Annotated in this window: 9 protein-coding genes and 1 pseudogene; 2 read left to right on the top strand and 8 right to left on the bottom strand. The window is 58.5% G+C overall.

The window, feature by feature from the left end:
* Window positions 1–64 precede the first annotated feature (64 nt).
* A complete protein-coding gene (locus ABD250_RS04850) occupies window positions 65–352 on the bottom strand; it encodes a hypothetical protein (RefSeq protein WP_344390923.1) in 288 nt (95 codons plus the stop codon).
* Window positions 353–496: 144 nt separating this feature from the next.
* Window positions 497–1,360: pseudogene (locus ABD250_RS04845) on the bottom strand (IS1634 family transposase); the annotation flags it as partial.
* A gap of 83 nt (window positions 1,361–1,443) precedes the next feature.
* On the opposite strand from ABD250_RS04845, the gene ABD250_RS04840 reads away from it, so the two are divergent.
* Complete coding sequence (locus ABD250_RS04840; RefSeq protein ID WP_277817612.1) at window positions 1,444–1,569, top strand: hypothetical protein; 126 nt, start codon at window positions 1,444–1,446, stop codon at window positions 1,567–1,569.
* Window positions 1,570–1,571: 2 nt separating this feature from the next.
* Here the strand turns inward: ABD250_RS04840 and ABD250_RS04835 are convergent, their stop codons facing one another.
* Window positions 1,572–2,972, bottom strand: a complete 1,401-nt coding sequence (locus tag ABD250_RS04835; protein WP_344390919.1) for an IS1380 family transposase — start codon at window positions 2,970–2,972, stop codon at window positions 1,572–1,574.
* A 371-nt stretch (window positions 2,973–3,343) separates the two neighbouring features.
* Here ABD250_RS04835 and ABD250_RS18065 point away from each other — a divergent pair, with 371 nt between their 5' ends.
* A complete protein-coding gene (locus ABD250_RS18065; protein ID WP_182657852.1) occupies window positions 3,344–3,487 on the top strand; it encodes a helix-turn-helix domain-containing protein in 144 nt (47 codons plus the stop codon).
* Between the two features lie 3 nt (window positions 3,488–3,490).
* On the opposite strand, the gene ABD250_RS04830 is transcribed toward ABD250_RS18065, so the two are convergent.
* The 5 genes from ABD250_RS04830 to ABD250_RS04810 are packed head-to-tail and all read right to left on the bottom strand — an operon-like array spanning window position 3,491 to window position 14,246.
* Window positions 3,491–6,319 carry a TrlF family AAA-like ATPase gene (locus ABD250_RS04830; RefSeq protein ID WP_182657853.1) on the bottom strand — a complete coding sequence of 943 codons (2,829 nt, stop codon included), beginning with the start codon at window positions 6,317–6,319 and terminating at the stop codon, window positions 3,491–3,493.
* 16 nt (window positions 6,320–6,335) lie between these two features.
* On the bottom strand, window positions 6,336–9,455 hold the full coding sequence (locus ABD250_RS04825; RefSeq protein WP_182657854.1) for a type I restriction endonuclease subunit R: 3,120 nt from the start codon (window positions 9,453–9,455) through the stop codon (window positions 6,336–6,338).
* A complete protein-coding gene (locus ABD250_RS04820) occupies window positions 9,452–10,624 on the bottom strand; it encodes a restriction endonuclease subunit S (RefSeq protein WP_182657855.1) in 1,173 nt (390 codons plus the stop codon). The genes ABD250_RS04825 and ABD250_RS04820 overlap by 4 nt, the downstream gene beginning before the upstream one ends.
* Window positions 10,621–12,681 carry a GmrSD restriction endonuclease domain-containing protein gene (locus ABD250_RS04815; RefSeq protein ID WP_182657856.1) on the bottom strand — a complete coding sequence of 687 codons (2,061 nt, stop codon included), beginning with the start codon at window positions 12,679–12,681 and terminating at the stop codon, window positions 10,621–10,623. The genes ABD250_RS04820 and ABD250_RS04815 overlap by 4 nt, the downstream gene beginning before the upstream one ends.
* Window positions 12,678–14,246, bottom strand: a complete 1,569-nt coding sequence (locus ABD250_RS04810) for a type I restriction-modification system subunit M (protein WP_182657857.1) — start codon at window positions 14,244–14,246, stop codon at window positions 12,678–12,680. The genes ABD250_RS04815 and ABD250_RS04810 overlap by 4 nt, the downstream gene beginning before the upstream one ends.
* Window positions 14,247–14,296 lie beyond the last annotated feature (50 nt).

The raw sequence follows: 14,296 nt of genomic DNA, 5'->3' as shown, positions 1-14,296 counted from the left end.
CCCCCAACGGCAATACTGCTGGCCCCCAGAGGCAATATCCGGTGGCCCCCAAGCCTCCAAATACTCACCAGGCCTGCTGGATGGTGAAGTGCCGATTGAACTTCATCGACGCCAGCACCCGATCAAAATCGGGCTTGATGTAGTCCTCCGAGACGCGTTTGCGCCCGTCGGGGAACATCCCGGCGATCTCGGCCGGATTCATCGACGCCGCTTGGCCGGCAGTGATGCCGTAGGCGGTGATCGTTTTCTTCACCGCCGCGATCTCCCGTCGCGAGCACCCGACGGCGGCGACGATTTCGCTGTAGCTATGCCCGGCAAGCGCCAACGTCATGATGGCTTTGTAGTCGGCCATGCAGCCTCCTCAAATAGGAACAGACGGCGCAGTCGCGCCGCCTACCTTGAGCAGACCACCCCGGCTGCCCCGAGGAGTACCAAGTCGTCAGAATCGCGGTACCGAATCGCCGGACCGTAAGTACCATCTGGCCCTATCTGCCACTTTGGAGGTGCGGGAGCCGACGATGAACGACAGACCTGCGTCTTCGAGGGCGTTCAGGTTGGCCGCCGAGAGCATCCCCGCATCAGCCACGACGACCATGTCCGTGATTGCGTGCCGCTCCTGGAAGGCGGTGATCACTGGGATCAAGGTCTTGGTCTCTGCCTTGTTGCCCTCGAAAACGTGCACGTCCAGCGGGAATCCGTCACGGGCTACCAACAGTCCGACAGTGATCTGCGGATCCACTCGGCGTTCCTTGCTCATGCCGACTTTGCGTAGGCCGTCTTCTTTCTCGGCCTCGAAGTACAACGTGGTCAGGTCATACAAGATCAGGGCGACGCCGGGGCCGCCGGCGGCCGTGACGTGGCGCCAGCAAGCGGTAGCGATGAGGGTGCGGTAGTCGCGGGCAACCACCCGACCCAGACAGTTATAGAGCGTGTTGACGTGCGGCGGATCCAAGCCCAGTCCCCTGAGCACCCGTACCGAATCGAGTTTGCTCGTCGGATCGACCAGACGGGCCAGTACCAGGTCACGGAACACCGAGTCGGCCACCACGTCAAAGCCGAGACGCTCGTAGCTGCCCGCCAGGCCTTGCCACAAAATTCGTGACGACGACCGTTTGGCCACGGCAGCCGAGCTGGCGGGCAGATCGATCACCGCAGATGCCCGGTCCTCTAGTCCAAGCTCGAGTTCGTGCTGGTCAGCATGGATTCGTTGCTTGGCGACCTCGATCAATGCCGCGAGCTCGCCGGGCGTGTGGGCGGAGCCAATATGCGCAACCATCTGGCGCCGGCCACGGATCTTCTCCCAGATCTGCACGCCGATGGCCCCGGAGGCGGTCTTGGATTGCACCACGTACAGACCCACCACCTCCAAGTTCCGCTCAATTAGTGACCCGCGCGCGGCATGTTAAAACTCGTGACCTGCAACGATCCTAACCCCGCTGATTCATGGAGTGTGAGGACGGCTTCTGCCGGGTGACGGTGGGTGCGATTGCGTCCATGGGCGTGCGGGAGCGCCGGCTGGCGCTGCCGGTGGCGGGTCTCCGGGTGGTGCTGTCGTGGGCGGGCAGGTGAGGTCAGGCGGGTTTGGGGATCGCGGCGATCGTGCTGAACACGGCGACGATAGCGACCGCCCAGGGCCACGTTTCGGGGATTTTCACTCTTCGTCGTCGGCCGCTGCGGGCCAGTCGGGCCGCGGCGTGGAGGAAGCGGTAGCGCAGCGCTTTGGGCTCGCACAAGGCCAGGACTGCGGCGTCGCCGGTGAAGGCAAGCATCCGAGTCCAGGCCACGAGGTCAGCGGCGATCATCACCGTCACCAGCCAGGCTTGGTTGAGGGCGAACTCGCGTGAGGGGAGACGGCCGAGTCCGGTGTCTTTGGCGTGGCGGATCCGGTCCTCGACTCGGGCGTGAGCCCGATGCCTGGCCTCGAGGAATTGGAGCTGGCCGGTGGCGGTGTTGGTGACAAATGCCTGGTAGCGCCACCCGTCGATCTCCTCGAACATCGACAACTGGGCGCCGGGGTGGGGCCGTTCGCGGCGGACGATGACCCGCATCCCGTCTGGCCACTTGGCGAGCATCCGCGGGGTGAGGAATCCGGTCAGTTCGGCGACCTCGGCCCCGTCGCGGATATCACCGGACGGGTTCAACGCTGGTCCCCACGCGGCTTCGGGGCAGGTCGCTATGGCCCGGCGAATCGGCGCTGTGATCGAGAAGCCCACCGAGTACTCCACCCGCCGACCACGGACGCTGTTCTGCTCGGTGATCCAGTCGATCAGGTCATGGGAGGCGCCGGCCCCGTCGGAGCGGATCAGCAGGTCACGCCGGTGAGCGGCGGGGACCTGGGCGATCGCCTGGCCCAGGACCTCGATGTGGTCGGCGGCGGTGTTGGACCCGGCGTTGCCCGGCCGCAGGCTCGCGGCGAGGAACTCTTCTGTGTTGTCGCACCACACGCCGATCGGGTGGTAGCCGAAGGTGCGCTTGTACGTCGGCGCCGCGTGTTCCTTTTCGCTGTGGGTGACCACGATGGTGGCGTCCACATCAAGCACGATTGTCGATCCCAGATCACGCCCGGCGCACTTGGATGCGGGCACTCCGCCGGGCATCAGGGACCACACGTGGCGCCGGGTACGGGCCCGCGCCACTTGGATTTTCTTGCGCTTGCCGGCGGTGACCTCATCGAGGGTGCGCCACACCGTCGGTGCTGAGGCCACCGGGCCCAGGGCCTCGGATTGGTGGCGCAGGACGCCGATATCGGAGATGCTCTCGCCGCCATCGGTGAGCATCACCGCGACGTCAATCAACACCCGACCGCGGTCGTGGACCGGAATGAACCGCCGGCGAGCCATGGCCCCGGACAGTTCGTCGGTAAGCCCGACTCGGTCCGCCAGAAGACGTGGAGCGATGGCCCCGGCGTGGGAAATCACCCCGACACCATCAGCAGTGACGGACAGACCGGACGACCACGAAGTACGCTTCACCTACCGAGTGCTTTCTGTGGGGGGACATGGAACCTTAGACAAGTCCCAGTTTCCCCTGTTCAGGAAGCACTTCGGTCTATTTTCGCCCAGCGATCCGCAGATCCCCGTGAATCACCAGGGCTAACGAAGCGGCCGGGAACGACGTCAACTTGTGGAACTCAGGTCTTATTGATCCCACCGCCTGCCTCTGTCCGTTGGTCGATCGGGCCAGGGTCGCGGAAAGCACGCAGGCCCGGCTCCCTCTCGGGAACCGGGCCTGGTACGTGGTAGTCCTCGCTGGCGCCAAGGCCAACACCCCAAGGATCGCTAATCGACGGCCTGATCAGGCGCAATCGGGACACCGACGTCTCCGATCGCGGATTACCGAGCAGATGCGGCGCGACGTAGTCCAGCTCTACGAAGAAGGTATGACGAGTCGGAGGGTCGCTGAGGAAGTCGGAATCGGACGGACAACTGTCCTGAATATCCTCAAAGACTCCGATGCCGTGGTGCGGCCACACGGAGCACGATACTAGTTGCTAGAACCCATACTTCTCCTTACGGAGGCGGAATGCCTTTTCGCCACCCTCCATCACGGTTGTGATCGCGTCCCGTATCTCAGGTTGGTCAATCGCACCGCTGGACTTGATGGTGCCTGCCGACTGGTCACCAGCGGTGGTGTAGCCACATACGAGAACGAGGTCGGCATCGCCGTTCACAACCAGATTAGCGTTGTGACTTGCGAGGATGAGCTGCCGACGGCCCTTGGCCTCCCAAATTTTCGCGACGATGTGCTGCACGGTCTCGCTATCCAGGTCTTCTTCGGGCTGGTCGATTAGCAGCGGCATTCCATCCTGTGTAAGAAGGGTCGTCAGAAGTGCCGTGGCCTGCTGACCTGCCGAAGCAGAGCTGAACGGAATATAAGTTCCGGGTTTGCTCTGGTATTCGAAGACCGGCTGATCCACGAGCGGCGTAAGCGACAGGTCGAGCCAAGCCTCGGGAGTTATCTTCGGTTTGATGCGCTGTAGATCCGTCACTGTGAATCCAAGCCGACTGAGCGTTGGAGCCAGCTCTGAGGTGAGTTCGCCGTCCGGCTCTAACAACATGACAAGCTCCAACTCAGCCAAAATCGCCTCCCACGTAGTGGCAGGATCCTTATCAGTTTTGAGCATGTCGAAAAGGTTCTCAATCTTGTTGCCACGCAATCCAGATCCAGTAACGAGCCCCCTAAACTTCGACTGAACCTCAGCAAAGTTGTGTCCAACTTCGAGGGAAGCACGGATCAGTTGGTCTGAGGCCGCAGACAGCGCCACGCATTGCGTCTGAAGTGCTTGCGAACGCTCGCTGTTTAGTTCTCGAAGCTTCTCGCGAAAGCGGTCGTGTTCGCCAGCAGGATCTCCCAGCCGCCCGCATTCGAGCTCCTGCTTTCCGAGGAGATCAGTTGCCTCGTTTATCTGGTATTCAAGCTCAGCGAGCTGACGTAGTTTGGTCTCGTGTGCGGTTGATCGCTCCTTCACCGCGCCGTACCGTTCGTTAAACGAGGTCAAACGACGGTCCACTGCACCAAGGCTCGCGTCGATCGAACCAGATGGCGCCACGGCAACCGACAGGCTATCGCCGATCGTTCCAAGCGCGATCTCAGCTTGCTGAAGCGCCTTGTGGATTGCCGTCACAGCAATACCCAAATCCGCCTTAAGTTCTTCGGGCGCATCTTCATGCACGCTGACCAGATTGGCAGCCCTCCGGTATGCCGATCTTAGCGCCTCCGTTTCCACTTCGAGTGCTGCGAGTTGCTGACGCCACGCCGCCACAGCGGTTGCTGCCTGATCATGTCCCGCCTTGTGATCGAGCAACATGCGATCGGCTTCGCTCAGGCCTGTGAGGCCATCCCGCAACGCCTGAGCTTGTCCAGTCAGAGACTTGATGCGCGCCCTCGATTGCTCCATTTCCCGCGTCACGCTGCGGTGCCGTTGCAAGGTGCCGTAGTTCTCTCGCAGACGCCCTTGAGTCTCTACATGGCGACGATCAATATCTTCAAGCTGCCGCAAGATTGGTGTCTCGAGAAAGCGGGTGAGTTCATCGACGCGGATTGCGACACTCGACAGCTGCTTCTGGCTATATGCCTGAACCGGCAGTAAGCGCTGCACAATCGTCTCGTGAACAGTCGCAAAGTCCTCATCGCCGACCTGGAGCTCGAATTCGCCGGACTTAGCATGTCTTCGAACGACGTGTGGTACACCGTTGATCACGAGATAGACCTCGACCACCGCGTCGTATGGAACCAACGTCGCGTTGATGAGCCGACGTTGCCGTGCACGCGGGTCTACGAGCTCGTCTTCCTCCCCGGTATTCGCAACCTGGTCGCCAAGCGCCCATCGCATATAGTCGAGCACAGAGGACTTCCCGGTTCCTCGTCCGCCAATGATCGCGGTGTACTGCGGGTTCAGCCGGGAATCGAGGCGCCCCATAAACTTGCTGTGGGACACGACGACTCGCGAAATCCATACGTTCGGAACCGCGGGTTCAGCATGCGAGATTCGAGACTCACGAGCGAGGCTCGCTTGTCGGAGAGCCTCGGCAGTCGGACGTGACCACTTTACCCAGGTTGCAGCGCTGCCTAGTTCAGCGAAGTCGGATTTGCGCGAGTCGGACGTCTGAAACAGTGCAATCGGGCGGTCACCCCAATTACCATCACGTCCCTCGAGAATCGTTGCCTTACCGGGCTTCTTCTCTAAGATGGCAACTGAGCCATCGAGGTAGCCAGCTACGCATACCGTGAGCGCATCCTTGTACTTATCCTGGAAGGAATCGCGAATTAGCGACTTGTGTCCGCTTGGCGTGACGTTCGGCAACAGTATGTATCGCCCCTTGAGCCACGGCTTTAGGTCGAGTTGAGCGCATACGTTCGGAATACTGTCGGATTTCGGAAGAACTGTGGTTGTAGGCAAAGATCGGGCTGCTGCATTGAACGGCTCGTGGTGAAGCGCTTTCAGTACGTCGTCCAGTCGATCAAGTGGGAAATCTGCGTCTAGAATAAGGATGGCCTGGCAGGGAACCTGGAGAGTCAGTTCGAGTGCGGGGAAGACAACAAGGCGCTCCTTGTCGAGAATGGGTGTGCCCTCGTTGTCCACTTCGTCAAGCGCCGCTTGGCGGACGTAGGGATACATCGCGAAGTCGTGATGATCAGAGATTGCCACGGCATTCAGTTGATTCTCGCGTGCCGCCGCCAGGAAGCTCTTGGCCCATGCGACACGCTCGTCTTCCGTCCTCGGGCGCGGACCATCCCAGTTTGCATCGCGCGGCGTGTGGACCTGAAAGTCTGCGCGGTAGTAATGCGTACCATCGTCTTGAAGTTCAATGCGATTCAATTGAGTCCTCATAGTCTTAATCGACCCCCTGGCTGAGCCCGAAGAACCGCTCGAAGAAGGTAACCAGCTTCCGAATCACGCGCTGTTTCTTCTCGCTATGTCCGCCTGCGCTCGCGAAACGAGAAGCCGGCGGTAGCACCTTGGTGATTGCGGTACCAGTGGTGCGCAGAGAACCGTCACGGAACGACGCCTCGACGAAGTCCCGGGCATTGTCGCCACGAAGATTCTCTTCTTCGATGATCTTGGCCAATTCAGCTTCGCGCCTAGCGGCAATGAACGCTTGCCACTCATCGTCAATGGCACCGTCGACGGATACCGAGTCGACGAAGTCTTCAATGAGGTCCTTCTTGTTACGCAAGGTGGGGCTGGCGTCGACTGCGCGAGAGATCTCAGCGCGGATCTCTTTGTCTTCACCATCGCCGCCGTGCTCCTCGCGAAACTTGGCGACGAGCATTAGAATGTAGTCGACGTTAATTTCAACCTGTTTGATCAGCTCGACTTCGAAGACCACGTCATCGTTAATGAGTTCCTTGTCGCTGTCCTTGTCTTTACGGAACTCGGCATAGAGGTCGAGGTAGACACTGCGGTAGTCCTGCCCCTGGCGCTCGCTGAGGATCTCGTTGCCGGCGAAGTCGTCAAACGAGGTGAGGATGTTCTCTAGCCGAAGAACCTGACCGAACAGTGCGATGAACTCCTTCTGGGCAGCCTCACCGACGATCGGTTGTCCAAGCGGGAAAGCCAACAGCATCTCGTTCACCTTTTCGGCGTACTGACCGTAGTACTCGCCGTATGGCTTGAGGATCACTACACCGCGAGCATCTTTGTTGCCGAATAGCTCAAGCGCCTTGTTGGTGGCGTCTTCGAGGTCGCGGAAGGCCACGATGTTGCCGTAGGTCTTTACCGAGTTCAGGATGCGGTTGGTGCGGGAGTAGGCCTGGATTAGGCCGTGCGCGCGCAGGTTCTTATCCACAAACAGGGTGTTCAACGTGGTTGCGTCGAACCCGGTGAGGAACATGTTGACCACGATCACCAGGTCCAGTTCGCGGTTCTTCAGCCGCTGAGACAGGTCCTTGTAGTAGTTCTGGAACTTGTCTGCGCTGGTGTCGTAGCTGGTGCCGAACATCTCGTTGTAGTCGATGATCGCGTCTTCGAGGGCAGAGCGGGCATCGGTCGGGAGATCGACAGTTTCGAAGCCTTCGTCATCGATGATCCCGTCGTCGACAGCTTCGTTGGCACCGTACGAGTAGATCATCCCGATCTTGAGGCGCTTGTCAGCGGGCAGCTTCTCCTGCTCCCGCTTCAGCACGTTGTAGTAGATCCGTGCTGCCTCGATCGAGGCAGTAGCGAAGATGGCGTTGAAACCGCGCACTCGCTTTCGTTCGCGCAGGGCTTCGGCTTGACGGCGGGTGCGCGTCGCCTGCGGCACGTTGGTCACCACAGAGTGCTCGTAGCTGGATGAGCGCTTCGTCTTCTGGTCGAAGTGCTCCAGGGTGTACTTGACGATCTCGCCGATGCGGCGGTCATCGAGGAGCGCCTGCTCTCGGTCGATCGCCGTGACCTGCTTGTCGTCAGGATTGCCGACCTTGATGGTGTTGATATAGTCGATCCGGAACGGCAACACGTTCTTGTCAGTGATCGCGTCGACGATCGTGTAGGTGTGTAACTTTTCGCCGAATGCCTGCTCGGTGGTCTTTAACTGCGGGTTACCGCCACTGCCGCTGTTTTCGGCGAAGATCGGCGTGCCAGTGAAACCGAACAGGTTGTAGCGCCTGAACGCCTTGGTGATGTCGGTATGCATGTCACCAAACTGCGAACGATGGCACTCGTCGAAAATGATCACGACGTGCTCATTGGTAATGGCGTGATTCTTATTGGCCTTGATGAAGGTCGAGAGCTTCTGGATCGTCGTGATGATGATGCGAGCAGTCGGGTCTTCGAGCTGCTTCTTCAACACCGCCGTTGAGGTGTTGGAGTTCGCCGCACCCTTCGAGAAGCGGTCGTACTCGCGCATCGTCTGGTAGTCGAGGTCCTTTCGGTCAACGACGAATAGCACCTTCTCCACGCTCGGCAGTTTCGAGGCGAGTTGTGCGGTCTTGAACGATGTCAGCGTCTTGCCCGACCCCGTGGTGTGCCAAACGTAGCCGCCGGCCGCGATTGTGCCGAGTTGCTTGTAGTTCGTGGCAATGTCGATGCGCTGCAAGATTCGCTCCGTCGCGACGATCTGGTACGGGCGCATTACCAGCAGCAACCGATCGGCGGTCAGCACGCAGTAGCGGGTCAGGATGTTAAGTAGCGTGTGCTTGGCGAAGAAGGTCTTGGCAAACGACGTCAGGTCTTGGATCGGCTTGTTCCGTGCATCAGCCCACCACGACGTGAACTCGAACGAATTTGAGGTCTTGCGACCCTTGCCCGGCTTCTGACCCTCTTTGAGGTGCTGACTGCGAGTCGTGTTTGAGTAGTACTTCGTCAGCGTGCCGTTGCTGATGACGAACAACTGCACGTACTCGAATAGCCCAGAGCCCGCCCAGAAGCTATCGCGCTGATAGCGATTGATCTGGTTGAACGCCTCGCGGATATCGACGCCCCGCCGCTTGAGCTCAATGTGAACCATCGGCAGCCCGTTTACGAGGACAGTCACGTCGTAGCGGTTAGCGTAGCGCCCGCCCGCACTCTCCCCCTCAGAAGGACCCGCGCGGTCCACCTCGTACTGGTTGATGACCTGCAGCCGGTTGTTATGGATGTTCTGCTTGTCCAGCAATGTGATGTTCTTCGTCGAACCATCATCACGCTTGAGGATCTGCACGTGATCCTCCTGGATGCGCACAGTCTTTTCGGCGATGCCGTCATTCTTTCCGGCGATCTTATTTTCGAAGAAGTCAGTCCATTCTGGATCCGAGAACGTGATGTGATTCAATGCCTCCAGTTGCGCCCGGAGGTTGTTCACCAGTTGCGCTTCAGAGGTGACTGCGAGGTATTCGTACGCCTGCGATTCCAGCAGCTTGACCAGCTCGCGTTCCAGCGCAGCCTCGGACTGGTATGCAGCCTCCGACGCCCGATCCGGCACATACTCGGCGACAACAGTACTCTCCGCCGAGACGGCGATCGGGTCGTACTTGCGTAAATTCGTTTCGCTCATGCACTGGCCTCCTCGAAAGTCAGCAGCTTGTCACGGTAATACTCGTATTGCGTGCGACGCGCCGCGAGTTCAGCAGGTAGGCCGAAACTCAGGTCGTTAACGAGAGTATCAAGTCTATTGAGGACCAAACCATCACGACGCTGATCCTCTATCGGCACGAGCTGCGTCTCAACCTGTTTGACGCGCCCCACCGCGAGTCCTGGCTGAGCAGACTTGGTCTTGTACTGGTTTAAATCCATCTCGGTGAGTTTATGGAACGCCCATGACATGTCGACGGGGACCTTCGGAGTGACAACAACCGCGTGTTCGGTTGCGTAACTCTTACCCTCAGCTCGATGCACATTCCCGCAAAGCGCACCCTGACGACCGATTAGTACGACTTTTTCATGATAATTATACGAGCCCACGTAGCCACGAAGTCCGTTGCCGCCGTAGCACGGGAATGGCTTCTCGTCGGTAGGTACGTCAGATATTTCAGCGGCCTTAATATGCACTCCGGCACGCATCTCAAAAATGTCGCCAAGACGAAGCACGTCGCCGTCGGCAGAATTTTTACCACTAAGCAGCTCGTAACGATAGTGTTCATATTGACGGCGGCGCGCTTCCAACTCTGCTTCCAGCTCTGCTTCCAGCTGAGTAAACTGATTTAGTATTCGCACAATTTCCCGCTGGACCTCGATATGCGGAACGGGAATACGAATCTTAGCAAGCGCCGCGCCGGACACGCGGCGAACTTTTGTACCGGAGACGAACGGCCGCTTCTGAGACTGAAACTGTTCCGTTCGGAAAAAATATGACACATAGCGCGGATCGAGCCTGTGTCGGTAGATATACGCGTCACCACTCAAAACAACATTTGTGTCACCTAGCCATGCCGTTGCTTTTGCAACTGCTTCGTCGTCTTCACTCGTAGTAGCGATCAGCAAGTCCCCAGGCATGGCCTGCCGCAACTTTGACGCCATGTCGCTCGGGGTGTACGACTTTGTAGATGTGGCCCAAACACCATAGTGGGTATGGATTTGGCCGTAGTGGACAGCGGGAAACCCCTCGTCGGTCAGATCTTTTTTCTGAAGACCATTGCCCCGAATGAACTCACCCAAATCACCAAGCGGCCTAAACTGAACCCCCTCAGGTGCTAGCTCAGCAATCAAATCATCGATACGACTCACAGTTCGTCCTCCCCGACCAGTGCGAGAAGGTCTTCAACCGCGAGCTGCTGTTCGGCATCTGCGTGACCATCGGTGATATTGATCCCGTCAGCGCGCAAGACATCAATCGGGTCGCGCTGATCCTCGGGGTCGTGCCAGCGAAACTCGTCAGCCACCCTCCCGTCCCACCTCAGAACACGGTAAGCGTTGGCGCAGTCTGCGCTCCGGCTGAGATGACCAGCCATCGCGACGGGCCCTGTTCCCACGGCCTCGGCGAGGTTGTTGTAGCTCGTCCATCGCCCAGCAGGCAGGGCGTCAAGGATAGCGTGCGCCTGCGACCAGTCGAACCGCTTCTGATCGCTGAAACTCTCCTTGTATCCCACAAGGACAGCTTCGTCGAACTTGGGTCGGGCCCAGATCGCGACGGCTTGTGCTGCGAGTGTATTGGCGCGCTTTCCGATCTCGACCGCGTTCCAGGCGTCAAGCTGCGCAAGTCCTTGATTAAGCCGGAGCGGGCTGTGCTTGAAGCCGCCTTCCATATCTCGCTTGTCTTCGAACGGGCGGTCGGAGTATTCCGGGTTGTAGCCGGTCAAGGTAAGATTGCCGAGGGTGTGGAGGTATCGGTCGTGGTCGACCTCCCAATTGACCCCCAGCGCTTCCTGCCATGTGGGATTGGCGTTCTGCGGCATGATGTGTTCGATCGTGTACTCGGCGATCGACACCTCTTCCTTTCGGCCGTAATTCTCCATCTTTCGGAAGAAGTAGCTGCGACGCTTCACGTTGTACATGTCAGTGCTCTTCAGCGCCTCCTCGAACTCTTCGTCGGTCGGGAATCGACGATAGTTCGGCAGCGTCAGTAGGCGAGCGCAGACGCTTACGACATAGTTGTCCTCGTCGATCGCGGCTGACAGAGTCGCGAAGGTCTTGTTGAGACTGTTGGTAGGGATGCGACATATCACCCGGCGGAACAGGTACGAGATCACCGCGTCGAGGATTGCGGCAAAGTCTTCGCCACTGAGGACCCCGGCTGCGTAGTCAGCGTAGAGGCGCAGTTGGAACGGGTACGTGACGGTGGCGAGCTGGTCGACTTCGGCGAACCTGCGCACCAGATTCTTTTCAGGTTCCTTTCCAAGTGCCATGTTGGCGAACCATGTCGCGTGGCGGCTGAGGTCGATAACAAGATCGTCCCTGCTGGAACCTGCGGATTCCTGCTCAAATGCGTACGTCTTGAAAGCCTCGTAGATCTCGATGAGGCGCGGGATTGAGTTCGTCTTGACGGTCAGATAGTGACGGACGAACTCGTCAAACCGCTTCTCGTCGTTGCCCTGGAACAGGCGCTCCATCGGGAACCAGTAGTCTTCGTAGAGTTGCTCCTGTTGCGCTGGCGGCAAATCCATCAACACGAAGTTGCGGATGAGGTCAGCTTGGGAAAGCTTCTTTCCGGTGGCATTCATCGACTCGAACACCAACTGCGGGTCATCCATGCCGCGGGTGAGCTTCACATCGACCACTACGAGTTTGTCGAGCCCCTTGCAGACGTGGGTCAGGTCGAGCTCGGGATCATTGAGTCGGGCGACAAAGTATGCGTAATTGTCCGCCACCCGTGAGGTTGTCTTAGGCATCGGAGCACTTCGGACAACTGCCTTCAAGGCGTCTCTGTCGCGTTGAGACAGGGTCAGCTTGAAGTAGTCGTCGCCAGATTCATACTCATTCCGTAAGTACAGCCCCCGAATCTTCTGTGGAGCGAAGCCCGGCTCGGGTTCCTGTGCCTCCACCGGCATGGTTTCCAACTTGGCGGCGAGCGCCGCCAATACAAGTGTCACCGTGGTTACACGTTGTTGTCCGTCGATGATGAGATCGGGTTCGCGCGAAGTGTTGGACCCTTGGTCTCGCTCGATGTAGACGATCGAGCCGGTGAAATGGCTGTTCAGCTTCTCACGTTTACCGGCGCGGATGATGTCTTGCCACAGCTGTTCGCACTCCGCATCACCCCATGAGTAGACACGCTGATAGATCGGCACGACGAACCGATCACTTTTCTTCAGCAGCTTCAGCAAGTTTGTGTCGACTGCTTTCACTTAGTGGCTCCTTCGAGGTCGGCCACGATCTCATCGATCGAGGTGCGGAGCTGCTGCTGCCGGACGACGATCCGAGCGATCTCGGCGTTCAGTTCCGTGATGTCGACGATCTCACGGAGATCTTCTTGCTCGACGTAGCTGGACACCGCGATGTTGTAATCGTGGGCTGCAATATCTTCGTTCGCCACGAGCTTCGAGACATGGTCGGCATCTACGCGAGCCACCAGGGTGTCAAGGATGCGATCCTGGTTCTCCGGAAGAAGCTTATTCTTGTTGCCTATGCGCTTGAACTCTGCTGATGCATCGACGAAAATTACACTATTGTCCGACTTGGACTTCTTGAGCACGATGATGCAGGTGGCGATCGTGGTACCGAAGAACAGATCTGTCGGCAACTGAATCACCGCGTCGACGTAGTTATTGTCGATCAGGTACTTTCGGATCTTCGCTTCCGCACCACCACGGTAGAGCACACCTGGGAACTCAACGATCGCCGCGGTCCCATTGACTGCCAACCACGACAGGATGTGCATGGTGAAAGCCAAGTCAGCCTTAGACTTCGGCGCAAGTACGCCCGCAGGGGCGAATCGTTCGTCATTGATCAGCAGCGGGTTGGCGTCGCCCTCCCACTTAATTGAGTAGGGCGGATTGGAAACGATCGCTTCGAACGGCTCGTCATCCCAGTGCGCAGGATCGGTGAGCGTGTCACCGTGGGCGATGTCGAACTTCTCGTAGTTCACGTCATGCAGGAACATATTGATACGGGCGAGGTTATAGGTCGTCAGGTTAATCTCCTGGCCGTAGAAGCCTCCGACGTTCTCTTTGCCCAGCACTTTGGCGAACTTGAGCAGGAGCGATCCGGAGCCGGCGGCTGGGTCATACACCCGGTTGACCCGCTTCTTGCCCGCCACGGTGATCTTCGCGAGCACTTCGGAGACTTCCTGCGGCGTGTAGTACTCGCCACCCGATTTGCCGGCCTGGGAGGCGTACATCTGCATGAGGTACTCGTAGGCATCGCCGAAAAGGTCGATCGAGTTGTCCTCGAAGTTGCCGAGTGGGAGGTCCCCGATGGCGTCGAGCAACTTGACCAGCTTCCCGTTCCGCTTGGCGACGGTGTTCCCTAGCTTGGAGCTGTTTACGTCGAGGTCGTCGAACAAACCCTTGAGGTCGTCCTCGCTATCAGAGCCGACAGCCGAACCTTCGATGTTCTTGAAGACTCGCTCAAGTGTCTCATTCAGGTTGGCGTCTCGCGCAGCACGCTCACGGACGTTTTGAAAAAGCTCAGACGGCAGTATATAGAAGCCCTTCTCGTCGACCGTATCTTTGCGACCAAACTCAGCATTTTCATCGTCGAGCTTCGAGTAATCGAAGTCTGTATCTCCGGCTTCATGCTCTAGATTGTTCAAGTAAGCAGTGAGATTCTCGGATATGAACCGGTAAAATAACATGCCGAGCACATAGGTCTTGAAGTCCCATCCGTCGACACTTCCGCGAAGATCATTGGCAATACGCCAGATTGTCTTGTGTAGCTCGGCTCGCTGCGCCTCTTTTGTCTTCGGTGACATTTCCACCTCTCCTGGTTCTATGAACTGCCTCTATATATGATGTCCGTATT

Origin of the sequence: Dietzia cercidiphylli, from assembly GCF_039531545.1 — a bacterium.
GTDB lineage: Bacteria > Actinomycetota > Actinomycetes > Mycobacteriales > Mycobacteriaceae > Dietzia > Dietzia natronolimnaea.
This window is presented reverse-complemented; position numbering and strand designations above follow the sequence as displayed.